The sequence below is a fragment of the Hippea sp. KM1 genome, from assembly GCF_000526195.1.
In the GTDB taxonomy this organism is placed as follows: Bacteria; Campylobacterota_A; Desulfurellia; order Desulfurellales; family Hippeaceae; genus Hippea.
The window spans coordinates 1218904-1236342 of the sequence record NZ_JAFP01000001.1 but is presented as its reverse complement, the minus strand read 5'-3'; the positions used below and the strand labels follow the sequence as shown (position 1 = coordinate 1236342).

Below are 17439 nucleotides of genomic sequence, written 5' to 3'. Positions count from 1 at the left end.
GGCATTAAACGGGTTATTATGGTGGTAAGATGGATGTAAAGGATATTCAACTAAAGCCCATAGATAGCCAGATTGAAAGCAAACCCAAAAAGGAGAAGATAGAAGGGGACTCATTTGCCGATATACTGAAAAAGTCCCTCGATGAGGTGAATAAGCTTCAGAATAAGGCTGATGAGTCTATAAAGGATATAGCCGCAGGCAAGATGGAGAACATCCAGGATGCCGTTATGGCCATAGAGAAGGCCGATGTCTCCCTAAAGCTCCTTACAGAGATCCGCAACAAAGCCATTGAGGCCTACAAAGAAATAATGCGCATGCAAGTATAGTTTTTTGTTGCTAAATTAACCGTTTTTATTATATTGTCTTAACATGGATTTTAAACTGTTTATTGAGCAGGTTAAGAAGTTTTACTCTGCAATGAACCGCCAGCAGAGGATAGTGCTCTTCAGCTCTGTTGGCGTTTTGCTTGCCGGTATTATCTTTATACTTGTTGCATCCTCTAAGGTTGCATACGCCCCACTTTTTACAAATCTCAATGCAAAGGATGCCTCCGATATAGTCACATACCTTAACCAGCACGGTGTGAAATATAAACTTGTTAACGGTGGCACGGCTATAGAGGTGCCGAAGGATATGGTATACAGTCTGAGATTGGATCTTGTGGCTGCGGGATTGCCAAAGCACGGTGTTGTGGGTTTTGAGATATTTGATAAGCAGAATTTTGGGACCACCAACTTTGTTGAAAACATAAATTACATAAGGGCGTTGGAGGGCGAGCTAACAAGAACCATCGAGAATATAAACGAGGTTAAATCCGCAAAGGTCAATATAGCCATACCGAAACCCACCATATTTACAGAAAGGCAACAGCCGCCAACGGCAAGCATCGTTTTAGATCTTTACAGGCCGCTTACAAAGCAGCAGATTGTTGCTATTCAGAAGTTGGTTGCTTCCTCTGTGCCGGGATTGTCATACAAAGATGTTACGATTGTCGATAGCGACGGTAATCTGCTTTCTATTAATGCCACCGATGAGCAGTTGTTGACGGCCAATGAGCTTAAATACAAGCAGTTTATAGAGGAGCAGTATAAAAACAGGATAAAGAGCATGCTGGCCCCCATTTTGGGTAAGGATAAGTTTGTTGTTAGCGTCGATGTCGATCTGGATCTTAGCAAGATAAAGAAGAGGTCGATTGTCTATGACCCCAATAGCGTGGTGGTTAGTGAGCAGAATGAGGAATCCACCTCAACCACACCTGTTAGCGGTGGTGTTCCTGGGGTTATCTCTAACATAGACAACAAGACCCCACAGAGTGGCGGTGTGGCCAAGAATTCAAAATCAAAAACCATTACAAATTACGATGTGGGCAAAACAGAAACCATAACCGAGGGGCCGCTGGTTAAGATAAAGAGGGTGTCCGCTGCAGTGGTTGTTGATGGGATATACGAGCCTGTGAAGAATAAGAAGGGTAAGGTTGTTTCGTATAAATTCAAGCCGTTGCCTGCCGATACTATAGGCGCCATACAGCAGGCTGTTATGAGCGCTATAGGATACGATAAGAACAGGGGTGATAGGGTTACGGTTACTTGTATGAAATTTGCTTTGTCGGGAGAGAAACATATGGGTGGTGTTTCTATTGGCGGTGGCAATATGGTTATCAATGTTGCCGCTTATTATAAGTATATCATTATTGCCGTATTGCTCGCCCTGTTTTACTTCCTCTTCCTGCGCAAGTTTATTAAGAATGTGATGACCGTATCGACCGTTGAGGCCAAAAAGGAGGAGGCCTCAGCACAACAACAGGAGGGCGGAGCTGAGGCTGCTGAGGCCTCTGAGGAGCTAAAAGAGGAGGAGATTAAGGGTAAGACGATTAAGGAGATAGAGGAAGAGATAGCCTCGAAGCTTGAGGAGGAAGAGGTTGTTGATGAGGAGAAGATCAGGGCAAGCATGATGGAGGATAAGATAAGGGAGGCAGCAGAGGAGAATCCGGAGGAGGTGGCAAACCTGATAAAGACCCTTCTAAATGTAAAACCCAAACAGTAATAGTTAGGGGTGCGTTATGGCTAAAACAGCTGCAGATATCAATAGTATAGATGATTTAACCCCGCATCAGAAGGCTGCTATCCTTACCATTGTATTGGGGGATAATCTATCTGCAAAGGTGCTTTCTTACCTGCCTAAATCGGACATCGAGGCCATATCGAAAGAGATTGCCTTTATGAAGATGGTTGATCCAAAGATAATGAGGCAGGTGGTTGATGAGTTTTACAAGATGCTCAAGGCCAAGGAGTTTATGAGTGTGGGCGGCCTTGAGTATGCAAAGGAGATCCTGGTTAAGACATTGGGGCCTGAGGAGGCTCAACGCATCATAGATAAGCTTATAAAGATGATGGAGTCGAGTTATGGGTTTGATTACCTTGAGAACATAGACCCAAAGCAGCTTGTTAAGTTTATACAGAATGAGCATCCCCAGACGATAGCCATAATCCTGGCCCATTTAGACCAATCAACGGCGGCAGAGGTGTTATCCCTTCTGCCCAAGGAGCTTCAGGCCGATGTGACTTTGAGGATGGCATCGCTTGAGAATGTATCGCCTACGGTTATTAAGCATGTTTCTGAAATACTGGAAAGTAAGCTTGAGAATGTTAGTGGTTCCAATATTGAGCTTGGCGGCGTCAGGAAGGTTTCAGAGATTATCAACCGCATGGGCAGGGTGGAGTCCAAGGCCTTGATAGATGCTATAGCCGAACACAATCCGGATCTTGCAAGCCAGATCAGGGATATGATGTTCGTATTTGAGGATATTATTAAGCTCAGCGATCAGGATATCCAGGAGCTGCTTAAGCATGTGGATAAGAAGGATCTTGTTATGGCGCTTAAGGGTGCATCCGATGAGCTTAAGGATAAATTCTTCAAGAATATGTCTTCAAGGGCGGCAGAGACACTCAAAGAGGAGCTTGAGTTCCTGGGCGCTGTTAAGGTTAAGGATGTTGAGAGGGCGCAGAAGGTCATCGTGGATGTGGTTCGCAAGTTAGACGAAGAGGGCGTTATCTCCATTGGTGGCGGTGGAGAGGAGGTATTGGCCTAAATGCCTTTGCAAATAGAGGAGTATGTATTTGAGGATTTCGATTCTGAAAACGATAAGTGCGAGATAGAAGAGCAGAAGGACAACAACGATAAACAAGAGGATAAGACAAAAGAAGAAAGGCAACAGGATGAACAAGCCCAAAAGGATAACCAGAACAACTTTGTGCTGGATAAGGAGGCCATAAAGAAGGAGCTTGAGGCTATCATAGAGACCACCAAGCAGGAGGCCTTAAAACAGGCCCAACTCATAAAGGAGCAGGCCAAGAAGGAAGGGTTTGAGTTAGGCTATAAAGAGGGTTATCAGAAAGGGCTTGAGGATGCAAAGGGCGTATTTGATAAAACCATAGCCGATTACACATCGAAGATGCAGCAGGCCATAGAAAAACTCATAAAGACGGCCGAGGAGATATCCAAAAAATACGAGGAATTGGAGAATGTGGCCACCGATATGGTTTTGAATATAGCAAAGAAGGTTATAGCCAAGGAGCTTGACTCAGATAGGGATGTGATTAAAAACATGGTTAGGGAGGCTTTGGGGTTAGCAGAGACAAAAAAACTAAAGGTTAAGCTTAATCCTGAGGATGCCCAGTTTGTCAAAGGGGTCAATCTGGATGAGAGCAAAACCGTTGAGGTTGTTGAGGATGACAGCTTACCCAAGGGCTCATTGATTATAGAGGAAGAAAACGGCAATGTTATAGATGCCAGTGTTGATACAAAACTTAAGCAAATAAAAAACTCGATGGTAAATGAGTAATATACTGAAGCTAAAGAAGGCGATAGACAGTTCCAATCTAATAGTCACATACGGCAGGATAAAAAAGGTTGCAGGCATTACAATAAAATCAACAGGGCCTAAGAATGTGAAGATAGGCGATGTGTGCAAGATAGAAACGGATGAGGGCTGGATCGACTCAGAGGTTGTGGGTTTTGATGAGGACGGCGTTGTATTGATGCCGCTTGGCGTTCTTGATGGTATAAAATCGCACAGCCTGGTTAAGTCAGAAGGAAGGGGTTTGAGTGTCCCTGTGAGTGATGGGCTATTGGGCAGGGTTGTCAACGCCTTGGGCAGGCCTATTGATTCCAAAGGACCCATTCGGGTTGATGAGTATTATCCTGTTTATCCCAAACCCGTGCCTCCGCTTGAAAGAAAGATTATAGATCAGCCTCTATCTGTGGGTGTAAAGGCCATTGATGGGCTTCTTAGTCTGGGAAAGGGTCAGAGGGTTGGTATATTCGCAGGCAGTGGTGTGGGTAAAAGCACGCTGCTTGGTATGATAGCAAGGAATAGCTCTGCCGATGTGAATGTTATTGCCTTAATTGGTGAGCGTGGCAGAGAGGTGCGTGAGTTTATAGAGAGGGATTTGAAGGAGGAGGGGCTTAAAAAGAGCGTGGTTGTGGTGGCAACAAGCGATGAGGCTCCGCTTCTAAGGAGGGAGGGTGCATTTGTGGCCACATCCATTGCGGAGTTTTTTAAGGATAAGGGCGCCGATGTTATGCTTATGATGGATTCGGTGACCAGATTTGCCATGGCGCAGAGAGAGATTGGGCTGGCCGTTGGCGAGCCACCCACCACAAAGGGTTATACGCCCAGTGTATTTACGCTTCTGCCCCGTCTTATGGAAAGGGCCGGTAATTTCAATACGGGATCTATCACAGCCATCTATACGGTATTGGTCGATGGTGATGACCTTATGGAGCCTATAGCCGATGCGTCACGTTCGATACTCGATGGCCATATTGTTCTATCCAGGAAGATAGCAGAAAGGGGAAGGTATCCGGCTATAGATGTCCTAAAGAGTATATCCAGACTGATGAACTCCATAGCCTCACAACAGCATAAGGAGTTGGCATTGAGAATAAGAAGGGTTCTATCCGTATACGCCGATGCAGAGGATTTAATCAATATCGGTGCTTATGTGAAGGGGAGCAATAAGGATATAGACGAGGCTATAAAGTATATAGACAGGATTGAGGGGTTTTTGGCTCAAGGGGTTGATGAGAGTTATTCCTTTGAGGATACCTTGAACCTGATGAGAAGGATATTTGATTGATGTTTGCGTTTAAGTTTGAGAAGCTTCTGAAGATCAAAAGCAGATTGTTGGATGAAAAGAGGGTTCAGATAGCACTTATTGAGAAAGAGATAAACTCAAAGAAAGAGAAGCTATCAAGGCTTCTTCTTGAAAACGAAGGCAGAAAGAAGAGGCTATTTGAGGTATTGGAGGCTGATGAGATAGACAGGAATATGGTTATGTTTTTAAACGAAAATATAGAAAAAACGCTTAATGCCATTGATTTAACAAGGCAGCAGATAGAGGCATTGGAAAAAATGAAACAGGAGTATGTTAAGGAGGCTGAGAATCTGCTTAAGGAGAAGAAGAAGCTTGAGAAGCTAAAGGAGAAGGCCAGGGAGGAATACAGGGTATCAAGCCTTAGGGAAGAGGTTAAGTTTTTAGATGAGGTTGCCAATGTTAAGGTCGCTGTTAGCAGGATTTCTAATAATTAGCATACTGCTTTTTTCTTCTGCTTCCTATGGAAAGGATACCCAGCAGCTAAGCAGCATAGTTGAAAAGATCAATGAGCTAAAGAGCTTACAGCAGCTTATTGATAAGAAGATAGCAAAGCTTGAAAAGCTAAAGGCTCAACTGGATAAACAGGAAAAGGAGATAGAACAGAAGAAGAAGGAGATAGAGCAGTATGCCAAGAACACGAAGAAGGAAGCTGACGAATATGCCAAGAAGAAGAAAAAAGAGGCCGATGACTATTTTGCAAACATAAAAAAGCAGGTTGAGGATTATCTTAGCAAGAAGCAGAAGGAGCTTGAGGGTTTGCAGAAACAGATTGCGGATGAGAAGATAAAGAAGCTTGCTCAGATATACTCGGCTGCCAAACCCCAGGCGGCCGCAGAGGAGCTCTCCCAAATGAATGAGGATGTGGCCGCACAGATCTTGGTGTTTATGCGGCCACGACAGGCGGGTGCGATAATCTCAAAGATGCAGCCCAAGAAGGCTGCAACCATCTTTCAGAAATACCTTCTTAAGAAGGACAGCTTAAAGGTTAATAAGCAATAAGCTTCCAGTTGCCGTTTTCTATCCTTACGATACAGAAGTCGCTTGGATTTAATCCTGCATGATTGTCTTTTGAGTAGCTAAACACGCCGGTTATACCCACAAAATGCCTTATTTTTTCCAGCTCATCCCTGATTTGAGATCTCGTATGGGCTTTCTTTAGGGCCTCTTTCAGCATCATAATCGCATCGTATGCATGACCACCAAATGTGGATACCGGCCCAAATTTCTTCTCATACATCGCCTTGTAAGACAAAAGCACATCCCTCTGGGGATCTGTTTTTGGCAGTTGTTCTGCGACAAGTAGTTTGCCCACAGGCAGGATTATCCCTTCTGCTGCATCACCTGCAAGCTGTATAAACCTCTTGGATGCAACGCCGTGGCTCATGAATAACGGTATCTTTATGCCAAGCTCCTTGGCGTTCTTTGCCACAGATGCTGGCCCTGGGTTTGTCCCCCAGCATACAATAGCTTCAACACCCTTGATGTTTTTTATCTTAATAAGCTGAGGCGTCATGTTTGTGTCTGTGGCGGCAAATGTCTCATCCGCCAGTATCTCTATGTTGTATTTGGATGCCAATTTTTTAAGCTCTTCCCTTCCACTTTCACCGAATCCTGTTTCTGCTGTAAGTATGGCTATTTTGCTTATGTTTTTATCCCTTAGATAGCTGTAAAGCCTCTCAACGGCTAAGCTATCAGACGGTGCCGTTTTGAATACCCATCTCTTTGTGGGTGTTGTTATCTTATAGCTTGATGCCATAGATATTAAGGGAATCCTGACCCTTTCCACCAACGGGATTATGGCCAGGGTTGAGCCGCTCCTTGTTGGTCCAATAATGGCCGAAACCCTATCGGAGTATATGAGTTTTCTTGCAAGAACCACCGTTTTTGCCGGCTCTCCCTTTGTGTCATAGACAATGAGCTTTATCTTGTTTCCGTTTATGCCGCCGTTTTTATTGATCTGTTCAACCAGCATCTCCAGCGTGTTTTTTTCAGGCTGACCCAAAAACGATGTTGGCCCTGTGATTGAGACCAATGCCCCTATCTTGATCTGTTTTGCAAATGATGCCGATCCTATCAATACAACAAGAACAACAATTAAAGTAAATAGCCTCTTCATACTCCCCCCTTTGTTTAATTAAATCTCTCTAATCTCTTCCTGAGTCAGTGTTTGGACGCCGTTTTCCTGGAGTATCCTTTCTGCCTTATCCAGTTCTGAGAATTTGAATACCATAACGGCCTTTCCCTGAATGGGTGATGCAAAGCCGTACATGTATTCGATGTTTATCTGGTTGTCTGCCAGTGTTCTTAGGATTTTGGCCAGTGCACCGGGTTTGTCGTCTATCATGCAGGCTATGATGTTTGTTTCACTGATTGTAAAGCCGTTATCCCTCAATACCTTTATTGCCTCATCGGTCCCTTTAACAACAAGCCTCACTATGCCGAAATCGCTTGAGTCTGCTAAAGAGAGGGCCTTTATGTTTATGTTGTGCATTCCTAATAGTTCCACAACCTCCAATAGCCTGCCTGGCCTATTTTCAACAAACACCGAAATCTGTCTGATTCTTTTCATATCCCTCTCCTAAATATTCCTTTTATCTATGACCCTTTTTGCCTTGCCCTCAAACCTCTGCAAGCTCTTGGGCTCTGTTAGGGTTACCTTTACCGTTATACCGTATAGGTCTTTGATGTCTTTTTCTATCCTCTCCTTGAGCCTTTGCAGATGCTTTATCTCATCGGAGAACAACTTTTCGCTGACCTCGACCTTGACCTCCAATGTATCTAAGTTGTTTATCCTATCGACTATTAACTGATAATGCGGCTCCACACCTTCTGTTTCCATTAAGAGTGCCTCGATTTGGCTTGGGAAGATGTTTACTCCCCTTATGATGAGCATGTCGTCGCTTCTGCCCTTTATTCTTTCAATGCGTCTGTGGGTCCTGCCGCATATGCACGGTTCCTTTATTATGCGTGTTATATCCCTTGTTCTGTAGCGGATTAGCGGCATGGCCTCCTTTAGGATAGTTGTTATGACCAACTCCCCCTCTTCTCCGTCTGGTAAAACCTCTCCCGTTTCTGGGTCTATTATCTCTGGAATGAACGCATCCTCCCAGATATGGAGGCCGTGTTTTGCCTCTTTGCACTCTATAGCCACACCAGGCCCCATAATCTCACTCAATCCGTATATGTCGATGGCGTCTATGTTGAGTTTTTCCTCTATCATGTTGCGCATCTCTTCGCTCCACGGCTCAGCACCCAGGATGCCCACCCTGATCTTCAACTCATCCCTTTTTATGCCCATATCCCTGATTGTTTCTGCCAGATAAAGGGTGTATGACGGTGTGGCTGTTAATACCGTTGATCCAAAATCCTTCATTATCATTATCTGTTTTTTGGTGTTTCCGCCCGATATGGGTATAACCGTGGCACCGAGCTTCTCACCCCCGTAATGGGCGCCAAGCCCGCCGGTAAACAGACCGTATCCGTATGCATTCTGTATGATGTCGCCCTTTTCAACGCCCGCTGCGGCAAACGAGCGTGCCATAAGGTTTGACCATACCTCTATATCCCTCTTTGAATAGCCGACCACCGTGGGTTTCCCCGTTGTTCCGCTTGATGCATGAACCCTTACAACCTGTTCAAGGGGTATGGTGAACAGGCCAAACGGATAGTTATCTCGTAAGTCTTGCTTGGTCGTAAATGGAAGCCTCTTTAGGTCGTCCAATGTCTTTACATCGTCCGGTTTTACGCCGGCCTCGTCAAACTTCTTCTTATAAAATGGAACCAAGTTGTAAACCCGCTCAACGGTGTTTCTCAAGCTTTTTAGCTGTAATGCCTCCAATACCTCTTTTGGCAAGGTTTCGAGTTCGTCATCATAAATCATAACACTACCTCAAACCCAGATATTTATCTATTTTAACCTTATCAAACCCCACCACGGCCCTTGATCCTATAAGAACAACGGGCACGCCTGTCTGTCCGGTTCTTCTGACCATATCTTCGGCTGCCTTTCTGTCCCTGGATACATCCACATCCTTAAACTTGATGCCGTTTTGTTTTAGGTATGCCTTCACCCTGTTGCACCAGGGGCATGACGGCGTTGAGAATACTACCACCCTTGGTTGTTTCTTCTGTGTTTTTTCTGCCATAAGCTGACCTCCTTTTTTCTTAAAATTCAGGCATTCTGGATATTATTCTAAACATCCGAGTTGTCAACTTACAAGAATAGTCTGCATGCTATGTTTTTGGTTTCGTCCACATAGTCGTAATTTATCTTTTTTAGGAACCTTTCAAACTCCCCTTTTTCACCTTCTGGAATCTCAAAACCGATAAACACCCTTCCAAACTCACCGCCATGCCTTCTGTAATGGAATGCCGAGATATTCCACCTCTCCTTCATGTTGCTTAGAAACTTCATTAATGCGCCGGCCTTTTCCGGAAACCTGAAATCGTAAAATATCTCGTTTTTTACGAATTGGCATTTACCGCCAATCATATACCTTATGTGGTCTTTTATGAGTTCGTTGTGGGTAACATCCATAGCGTAGTATCCAGCATCCTTCATCCTTTTGAGTATCTCTTTATTTTCCTTTTCGTAATCGACTGTCAGGCCCACAAGTATGTAAGCCTCATCCCTGCTTGCAAGCCTGTAGTGGAATTCGGATACATTCTTATCCTGAACCACCGTTTGACAGAACTTCTTAAACTCCCCCGGTTTTTCTGGAATCTTAACAGCATACAGGGCCTCCTGGTGCTCGCCTATCACGGCCCTTTCTGCCACATAGCTGAGCCTGTCAAAGTTCATGTTTGCGCCGGAGTTTATAGCGACAAAGGTCTTGTTTTGTGTGTTGTGCTCCTTGATGTATTTCTTTATACCTGCAACAGCTAAGGCGCCAGCAGGCTCGACTATATTCCTCGTATCGTAATAGATGTCCTTTATGCTGGATGCTATCTCATCCACACTGACGAGTATCACCTCATCCACATACTGCTTGGCCTTCTGAAAGGTTAACTCACCCACCTCTTTTACGGCCACACCGTCTGCGAATATCCCGACCCTATCAAGCACAACCCTGCGGTTTTCTTTTAGTGATAGATACATGGCATTGCTTTCTATTGGTTCGACGCCTATTACCTTTATGTTGGGGTATATGTTTTTTATAAAAGTTGCAATGCCTGCTATCAGCCCACCACCACCAACAGGCACAAAGACGGCATGTATATCCTCTTTTGTTGTCTGTCTTATTATCTCATGGCCTATAGTTCCCTGTCCTGCTATTACCAGCTCATCGTCGAATGGCGGTATGTAATTAAGGCCCGTTTCCTTAATCAGGGTCTTGCAGTGTTCGTATGCTTCGGAGTAATTATCCCCCTTTAGGACAACCTCAGCACCGTGTCTTTTTACGGCATCTATCTTTATTTGTGGCGTGGTTTCTGGCATTACGATGGTTGCTTTTATCTTTAGCTTTTTGGCAGAGAGCGCAACGCCCTGGGCGTGGTTGCCTGCACTTGCGGCTATTACACCCTTTTTCTTTTCATCCTCTGATAAGTGAACTATCTTGTTGTAAGCCCCTCGAATCTTGAATGAGAAGACCTCTTGAAGATCCTCCCTTTTTAGAAGTATCCTGTTGTTTAGCTTCTTTGAGAGATTTACTGCAAAATCCAGCGGTGTTTCCTTTACTATATCATAAACCCTTGCCGTTAATATGAGTCTGAATATATCGTCCATCTCTCCCCCCTATAATAGATGGTGGACGGTAGGGGAGTCGAACCCCCGACCTCTACCGTGCGAAGGTAGCGCTCTCCCAACTGAGCTAACCGCCCGATTACGCCCAATATAAAAAATGATTTATCAATTGTCAAACAAAGAGCTTAGCTATAAAACTAACCTAAGTAAATTATTGACACATCGAATAATAGATGTTAAAAGTTATCCTACTATCAAAAACTTTTTTAAAGGAGGTTTAGGGATGAGGAAGTTTCTGCTAATGGTGGTTGCTGTGTTGTTCATGTCCAATGTTTCTTTTGCAGCATTGACGACCTATGAGCTTGTCGGGAGCGTCTCCGGTTCAAGCCATCAGGCCGTTGTTGAGTCGGTGAAGAAGGCTTTGAGCGGTGAGTTTGAGGTTGTTGCATCTTACAATCCGGGCGGTATTTCTGACCTTACGGTGTTGATTGTTCAGAATAAGGAGTATTTTGATGCTATTGGTAAGGCCGGAAAATATGCCTATTTTGCTGCACCGTTGAGGGTCGGCATCCAGAAGAACGGTGCAGGTGAGAATATCATGTTTGCAAACCCTGTGTATCTTGTTGATGCATTCGCAAAGGGTAAGTCCTCTCTTGAATCAACAGCAGAGGCTGTTAAGTCTAAACTTGAGGCTGCACTGCTTAAGGTTGCCGGCATAACACCACAGAAGAAGAACTTTGGATATTCAACGGATCCGGATGAAATAGGCAATTGGCAGATGATGGGTCAGAGCCTTTATACGATCTATGAGGTGGGTCACAAATACGGTTCTTTGGATAAGGCGTTGGCTGCTTTGGATGGTGCTTTGAATGCAAAGAAGAACGGATGGCAGAAGGTTTATCAGATAAAGATCGGTGATGTTGCGGTTGTTGGTGTAAGCAACTCCAAATATGAGAAAGAGGCATTCGAGATTGGCGGGCATGACCATCTCTGTGCATTCCCCATAGAGCTTGTTGTCTATAGCAATGGAAAGATAAAGGCATTGCCTGAGATGTATAGGATGTCTTTATATTTCATGGATGCCGGTATGGCAGCGTTTTCTGCCCATATGGCTATGCCTGGAGAAATCGATGATTCCCTAAAGGGGTTGCTTAAGTAAAAAGCCTTTGGTGGGTTTGCTTTTTTGGCAGGCCCACCTAAATTTTTTTGAAATTCATCCGATTTAGTGTTAAAAATGGAAAGGGAATTACTTTTGCTAAATTATAATGGATTTGACATTGGGTGGAGGATGTGGTTAAATTTAATGTGTTTTAGATAATCCTTATAAAGGAGAATGGAAGGCAGTGTTTGGTAAGAAGGGTTTAGTAGGGATAGATGTTGGTCATTATTTTACCAAGGTTGTTTATTTAGAAAATAAAAAAGGCGTTATTGAACTGGTTGGTGCCTACAAAGAAAAAACCCCTAATGACATACTTAGCGCTGAGGGTATAGAGGAGGAGCTTTTTGCCGATTTTATATCCTCTGTTTTTTCTGATAACAGGATCAAGAACAAGAATGTTGCTATTTCTCTTAATAGTTCTATTGTTATAAGCAAGATGCTTTCAATGCCCCTTGTGGCCGATGAGGAGATTGAGCAGGCCATTATGTGGGAGGCAGAACAGTATGCTCCCTTTGGCATGGAGAATGTCAATGCCAGCTATCAACTTTTAGAGAGAGACGAAGAGAAGAAAGAGATGACCATTTTGCTTGCCCTGACGAAAAAGGATGTTGTTGAATCGTATAAATCTGCATTCAAAAAAGCCAAGCTGAATTTAAAGGTTATCGATGTTGATGTCTATGCAACGGCTAATGCGTTTTTTATAAACGAACCGGATAAGGCTAACAAACACAATCTATTTGTCGATATGGGCCATACATCCACCAAGCTGATATTCACAAAAAAAGAGATCCCTATTTTTAGTAGATATATCGACTTTGGTTTCTCTGACATATTAGAAGAGGCCATGAATATCTTGGATATAAAAGAGGAAGAAATAGACTCCATATTTGAGTCTTCCTATAAAGATAAGGATAAAAGATACGGGTTCTTTAACTTTATAAATGATAAGATAATCACACTTTATACACAAATACAGAACTCTTTAACCTTTTACAAAGCAAATATATTGGAAACTGAGGAGGATGTTGAGAATATCGTCTTTGTTGGCTGCTTGGGTGCTTTAATGGATAAACTCAATCTTAATCTGGCAGAGGAGCTGTTGAAGGCCAATATTTTATCGTTCAATCCATTCAATTTTGCCTCAAAGGGTTCTTTGGAGAATAGGGGTGTAATTTCTGAGGGTGCATCTTTTTACACTATAGCTGCTGGATTATCTTTAAGGGGTCTGGGTATATGATTAAGATAAATTTGTTGGAAAGTGGCGATAGTAAGAAGGGGCAGAAAAAGAAGAGCGATTTTTCTTTGAATATCCCAATTGCAGCCATCGTTGTGGGCAGTGTTTTTTTGGTTGAGGTGGCAAGCCTTGGGGTTGTTACTTATATGACTAATAACAAGATAGATGAGTTAAAAGCAGAAAGGAATAAGTTGAGCAAGCTTGAAAGGGAAGTTCACATGATGCAGTCGAAGATCAGGGAAGTCAAGAGAATGATAAAGGCTGTGAAGTCTTTAGAGAAGGGCAGGGGGAAGGCCGCCCATATCTTGGCTGAGATTGCGGATACCATACCGGATGATTTTAATTCTGCCTCCAATGCTGTTATCCAAACATACGGCGGTAGTCTTTGGCTTGTTAGCGTTTCTAAGAACGGCAATACAATTAAGATTAAGGGAAAGAGCTTTACGCCCGAGGCTGTGGCTGATTATATGATGAGGCTTGGTGCTTTGAAGGATGTTAAAAAGGTCAGGTTTGACGGGAGCGGCTTGAGGAAGATAAACAGTAAGAGTGGGATAGATGTTTATTCGTTTTCCATATCCGTTACACTGAAGGGTTAGTGGTATGAAGGATTTAGATTTTAAGAAGGCTTTGGTTATTGCGCTTGTTGGTGTTATTCTTATAGGCGGTTTGTGGTATTACTTTTATTATAAGGATGCTACTGCCCAGATAGATAGGCTAAGCAGGGATATAGAAAGACTGTATAAGTACAAAAGGCAGCTGCCAAAACTCAAAAGGGAATACAAAACCGCCCAGGCTGAGTTTAAAAAGTATTCATCGAAGCTTCCACTGAAGGAGGAGATTCCCTCCTTACTTGTAAAGCTCAATGACATAATTAAAAGGGAGGATGTGGTTTTGATGAACTTTAACCCAAAAAATGCCGTTAAATCCAAAAGCGGGCTTTACTATATAAAGCCGATAGATATAAGAATAAGAAGCACATATGTAAATTGTGGTAATGTTTTTGAGAAAGTGGCTAAGATGGATAGATTGTTTAAGGTTAAAAGCTTCAGCTTGAGCAGCCCCAAGGTGATAAACAGCTCTAAGGTATTGTTGGATGTTAAATTTTCTGCAGAGACATACTATTTTAAGGGTAAGGGAAGATGAAAAGGTCTATCTTATTGGCTGGAATGGTAATATTGTTTGCTATAACATCGGCGGATGGTTTTCAGATTACACTTAAGAGGGATCCGTTTATGGATTTGTTGAAATTAAAGAAGATTAAGCAGATAGAGATGTTGAGAAAAAGCAAGATAGAATTGAGTAGGCAACAGAAAATCAAGAGAGAGATGGATATTATAGCTTCATCGTTGAAGGTCAAAATGATAGTAACGAGCAAGGATCCCAGTCTCAATGCTGCGTTAATTGTCGGGCCTTCGGGTATTCCGGTTGTGGTTACCAAGGGCTATAAGATTAAGGATAATGTATATATTAAGGAAGTAAAGGACAATGAGGTTGTTGTGGCTGTTAATACCAATGGAACCACAAGAACCATTAGTTTAAAACTCAGTAAATAAGGAGAGGGGCTATGAGATTTGTGTGGAAACTCTTTTTTGTGATGATGATGGTGGGCATATATCTGCCTTTTATGGCTAAAGCCGGAAACATTAAGAGCGTGAGTGTTAAGGGTGATGCGAGCGTTGTGGATTTCAATGGTGATGTCGATTATAAGCTGTTTTACCTGGATAACCCTCCAAGATGTGTTGTTGATATACTAAAGGTGAGCCAGTGCCCTGTTTGCCTTAAGAATGCCGGAGTTAGGGTTTACAAAGAGGGCGATCTAAAGGTTAGGATTGCATACCACAACGACAAGAAGGAAAAAGAGGTTAAAAAGCAGGGAAAATTCTTAAGAATATGTGTGGAGTTTCCAAAAAATACGAAGCCCGCATGTAGGGTTAAAAAAGACGATAAATCTCTAATTTTAAACTATAGGGCTAAAGTTGCCAAAAATGAGGCCAGACAGATAAAACAGAATAAAGCTGTAAAGCTTAATAAGATTGAGCGTATATCTTACAGAAGGTTTAAGACTTACGAGATGGTGGTTTTACTGACAGAAAACAAGCCGTTGTTTTATTTAAAAGAGGGCGACCATCTGCTCTATGTGGATGTAAAGAATGCAAAAGCCTCACCTGCTGCTTTGAAATCACAGGATCTTAAATCCCTCTCCGACAATGTAAACTCCATTATTACCCTGCAGAAGGGTGATATGGTTAGGTGTTTAATCTCTCTGAAAAAAGGGGCTCAACTTAAAAAATTCTATGCCGATAAGAGGCATATATACATAATCTTCCCACTTAAAGGAACTGAGAAATTGGCATCTGCTGTGCCTGACAAACCAAAAACGGGTTCTAAATCTTCAAGCAGCCTGGTGGATGAGGGTTCAAATAAGATATTCCCGGAGGATAAACTCATCTCCTTTGATGTAAGGGATGCCCAGCTTAAAGACATATTCAGGGTTTTTGCCCAGATAAGTGGTCTTAACATCATAGTGGGCGATGATGTAAAAGGCACGCTTACTATGAAACTAAAGGATGTTCCACTAAATCAGGCGATGGATTTGATCCTGCAACAGGAAGGGCTTGTTGCAGATCGCAAGGGTAATGTGGTTGTCATAACCACCGCCTCAAGGTATCAGAAGCAGAAGCAGGAGGAGATTAAGGCTATAAAAGATAAGGAGAGGCTTGAGAGGATTAAAAGTGCCATAACAAAGGTGATTAATCTGAATTACATAACCCCAGATTATGCTATTAATATAATTAACAAGCTGCTTTACAATACAGGAAATGCCAAGAATGCAAACAATGGCGGGTTTATTGTTTCAGATGTTAAAAACAACGCCCTGATTTGTCATGATACAAAGGAGAATATAGCCAAGATAGAGAAAATCGTAAAAATAATAGATCAAAAGAAGAGGGCGGTTGAAATAGATGCCAGGATTGTGGAGATAAGTAAATCTTATGAAAGACAGCTTGGTATTCAGTGGGGAGGTAATTATTTTAATCAAGATATCAATCACTCTAAAACATTTATAGGCATAGGAGGGACATCCTCTCCTGTTGATGTTAGCAATGGATTACCCCCAACAGAATCCTTCTCTAATGATAATTTTGTTGTTAATCTTCCTGCCAGTTTAAGTGATGCTCCAACATCAACGGTTAGTTTGGCTGTTGGAAATGTTATTGCAAATTATAATTTAGATTTGAAATTAACTATGGGTGAGCTTGAGGGCTATAGCAAGGTTCTGTCAACACCTAAGGTTATTACTTTGGATAATGAGCATGCCATAATTAGCAGTGGTCAGCAGATACCGTATCAGGAGAGCGCTGGTTCGAGTGGTGCAACGAGCACTAGCTTTAAGGATGCCACCCTGTCTTTGGATGTTACACCGCATATCACAAGAAATAATCAGGTTATACTGAAGCTTACAATAACGAAAAATTCACCCGATTATGCTCATAGCGTTGGAGGCGAACCCCCTATTAACACCAACTCGGTTGAGTCTACCGTTATACTCAAGGATGGCCAAACAGTAGTAATAGGCGGATTAATGCAGAGCACGACAGAAAAAACGGTTGGAGGCGTACCCGGTTTAATGAGAATACCTCTGTTGGGTTGGTTGTTTAAGACAAAAAGGATATATAACCCACAAAGAGAACTCTATATATTCGTAACGCCTCATATAATTAAGGAATGAGAGAGATAGTAAATCGCAAGGCCCGTCATGATTATGAGATCTTAGAGACTTATGAGGCGGGCCTTGAGCTTAAGGGTAGTGAGGTTAAATCCATAAGAATGGGCTCTGCCAACCTAAAGGATAGCTATGCAGAGATCAAAAACGGCGAGGTGTGGGTCAACAATTTTCACATAAGTCCGTATAAGTTTGCCTCAAAGCACACCAATCACGATCCTTACAGGAAAAAGAAGCTCCTTCTTCATAAATATCAGATCAGAAAGCTTATAGGAAAGGTCAAGGAGAAGGGGCTTACACTCATACCGTTGAGGGTTTACTCCAAAAATGGAAGGATAAAGATGGAGCTTGCCCTGGCCAAGGGGAAAAAGCTATATGATAAAAGGAAGGATATAAAAGAGAGGGATTTGGCCAGGGAAGCAGAAAGAGAATTGGCCCGTTTTAAATAATTCATTTGAAATATAGAATTCAATAGGTAAAATA

The 17439-nt window shown here is 42.7% G+C and carries 19 protein-coding genes and 1 tRNA gene; 14 read left to right on the top strand and 6 right to left on the bottom strand.

What is annotated here, in order from left to right:
- The first annotated feature begins 29 nt into the window (after nucleotides 1–29).
- Genes fliE through D891_RS0106260 form a run of 7 tightly spaced genes read left to right on the top strand, consistent with a single transcriptional unit; the run spans nucleotide 30 to nucleotide 6155 of the window.
- Nucleotides 30–326 (top strand): flagellar hook-basal body complex protein FliE, encoded by a 297-nt coding sequence (fliE, locus tag D891_RS0106290; RefSeq protein ID WP_025270277.1) that lies wholly within the window; start codon nucleotides 30–32, stop codon nucleotides 324–326.
- Nucleotides 327–369: 43 nt separating this feature from the next.
- Complete coding sequence (gene fliF / locus D891_RS0106285) at nucleotides 370–2043, top strand: flagellar basal-body MS-ring/collar protein FliF (protein WP_025270276.1); 1674 nt, start codon at nucleotides 370–372, stop codon at nucleotides 2041–2043.
- A gap of 16 nt (nucleotides 2044–2059) precedes the next feature.
- The gene (fliG, locus tag D891_RS0106280; RefSeq protein WP_025270275.1) at nucleotides 2060–3088 is read left to right on the top strand and encodes a flagellar motor switch protein FliG; all 1029 of its coding nucleotides are present in this window, start codon (nucleotides 2060–2062) and stop codon (nucleotides 3086–3088) included.
- Nucleotides 3089–3841, top strand: a complete 753-nt coding sequence (locus D891_RS0106275; protein ID WP_025270274.1) for a FliH/SctL family protein — start codon at nucleotides 3089–3091, stop codon at nucleotides 3839–3841.
- Nucleotides 3834–5138, top strand: a complete 1305-nt coding sequence (fliI, locus tag D891_RS0106270; protein ID WP_025270273.1) for a flagellar protein export ATPase FliI — start codon at nucleotides 3834–3836, stop codon at nucleotides 5136–5138. The genes D891_RS0106275 and fliI overlap by 8 nt, the downstream gene beginning before the upstream one ends.
- Entirely contained in the window at nucleotides 5138–5590 is a 453-nt protein-coding gene (locus D891_RS0106265; protein WP_025270272.1) for a flagellar FliJ family protein, read from the top strand. The genes fliI and D891_RS0106265 overlap by 1 nt, the downstream gene beginning before the upstream one ends.
- A complete protein-coding gene (locus tag D891_RS0106260; RefSeq protein ID WP_025270271.1) occupies nucleotides 5553–6155 on the top strand; it encodes a MotE family protein in 603 nt (200 codons plus the stop codon). The genes D891_RS0106265 and D891_RS0106260 overlap by 38 nt, the downstream gene beginning before the upstream one ends.
- On the opposite strand, the gene D891_RS0106255 is transcribed toward D891_RS0106260, so the two are convergent.
- The 6 genes from D891_RS0106255 to D891_RS0106230 all read right to left on the bottom strand — a co-directional run bounded on the left by D891_RS0106255 (nucleotide 6142) and on the right by D891_RS0106230 (nucleotide 10976).
- Nucleotides 6142–7272: an ABC transporter substrate-binding protein gene (locus tag D891_RS0106255; protein ID WP_025270270.1), complete on the bottom strand. Its 1131-nt coding sequence runs from the start codon at nucleotides 7270–7272 to the stop codon at nucleotides 6142–6144. The two genes, D891_RS0106260 and D891_RS0106255, sit on opposite strands and share 14 nt — an antisense overlap.
- An 18-nt stretch (nucleotides 7273–7290) precedes the next feature.
- Nucleotides 7291–7725, bottom strand: coding sequence for an ACT domain-containing protein (locus tag D891_RS0106250; RefSeq protein ID WP_025270269.1), 435 nt, complete (start codon nucleotides 7723–7725; stop codon nucleotides 7291–7293).
- A 9-nt stretch (nucleotides 7726–7734) separates the two neighbouring features.
- Nucleotides 7735–9036 carry a phenylacetate--CoA ligase family protein gene (locus D891_RS0106245; protein WP_025270268.1) on the bottom strand — a complete coding sequence of 434 codons (1302 nt, stop codon included), beginning with the start codon at nucleotides 9034–9036 and terminating at the stop codon, nucleotides 7735–7737.
- A gap of 4 nt (nucleotides 9037–9040) precedes the next feature.
- The gene (locus D891_RS0106240; protein ID WP_025270267.1) at nucleotides 9041–9301 is read right to left on the bottom strand and encodes a glutaredoxin family protein; all 261 of its coding nucleotides are present in this window, start codon (nucleotides 9299–9301) and stop codon (nucleotides 9041–9043) included.
- 68 nt (nucleotides 9302–9369) lie between these two features.
- A complete protein-coding gene (gene ilvA, locus D891_RS0106235; protein WP_025270266.1) occupies nucleotides 9370–10881 on the bottom strand; it encodes a threonine ammonia-lyase, biosynthetic in 1512 nt (503 codons plus the stop codon).
- Nucleotides 10882–10900: 19 nt separating this feature from the next.
- Nucleotides 10901–10976: transfer RNA gene (locus tag D891_RS0106230), tRNA-Ala, on the bottom strand.
- Nucleotides 10977–11122: 146 nt separating this feature from the next.
- On the opposite strand from D891_RS0106230, the gene D891_RS0106225 reads away from it, so the two are divergent.
- The 7 genes from D891_RS0106225 (at nucleotide 11123) to smpB (ending at nucleotide 17405) form a co-directional block, all read left to right on the top strand.
- On the top strand, nucleotides 11123–11998 hold the full coding sequence (locus D891_RS0106225) for a hypothetical protein (protein ID WP_025270265.1): 876 nt from the start codon (nucleotides 11123–11125) through the stop codon (nucleotides 11996–11998).
- Between the two features lie 184 nt (nucleotides 11999–12182).
- Nucleotides 12183–13235 (top strand): type IV pilus assembly protein PilM, encoded by a 1053-nt coding sequence (gene pilM, locus D891_RS0106220; protein ID WP_025270264.1) that lies wholly within the window; start codon nucleotides 12183–12185, stop codon nucleotides 13233–13235.
- A complete protein-coding gene (locus tag D891_RS0106215) occupies nucleotides 13232–13828 on the top strand; it encodes a PilN domain-containing protein (protein ID WP_025270263.1) in 597 nt (198 codons plus the stop codon). The genes pilM and D891_RS0106215 overlap by 4 nt, the downstream gene beginning before the upstream one ends.
- A 4-nt stretch (nucleotides 13829–13832) precedes the next feature.
- The gene (locus tag D891_RS0106210) at nucleotides 13833–14375 is read left to right on the top strand and encodes a type 4a pilus biogenesis protein PilO (protein WP_025270262.1); all 543 of its coding nucleotides are present in this window, start codon (nucleotides 13833–13835) and stop codon (nucleotides 14373–14375) included.
- A complete protein-coding gene (locus D891_RS0106205) occupies nucleotides 14372–14785 on the top strand; it encodes a hypothetical protein (RefSeq protein ID WP_025270261.1) in 414 nt (137 codons plus the stop codon). Before D891_RS0106210 ends, D891_RS0106205 begins: the two co-directional genes overlap by 4 nt.
- A gap of 11 nt (nucleotides 14786–14796) precedes the next feature.
- Nucleotides 14797–16962 (top strand): type IV pilus secretin PilQ, encoded by a 2166-nt coding sequence (locus D891_RS09215; protein ID WP_025270260.1) that lies wholly within the window; start codon nucleotides 14797–14799, stop codon nucleotides 16960–16962.
- The gene (gene smpB, locus D891_RS0106195) at nucleotides 16959–17405 is read left to right on the top strand and encodes an SsrA-binding protein SmpB (RefSeq protein WP_025270259.1); all 447 of its coding nucleotides are present in this window, start codon (nucleotides 16959–16961) and stop codon (nucleotides 17403–17405) included. Before D891_RS09215 ends, smpB begins: the two co-directional genes overlap by 4 nt.
- Nucleotides 17406–17439 lie beyond the last annotated feature (34 nt).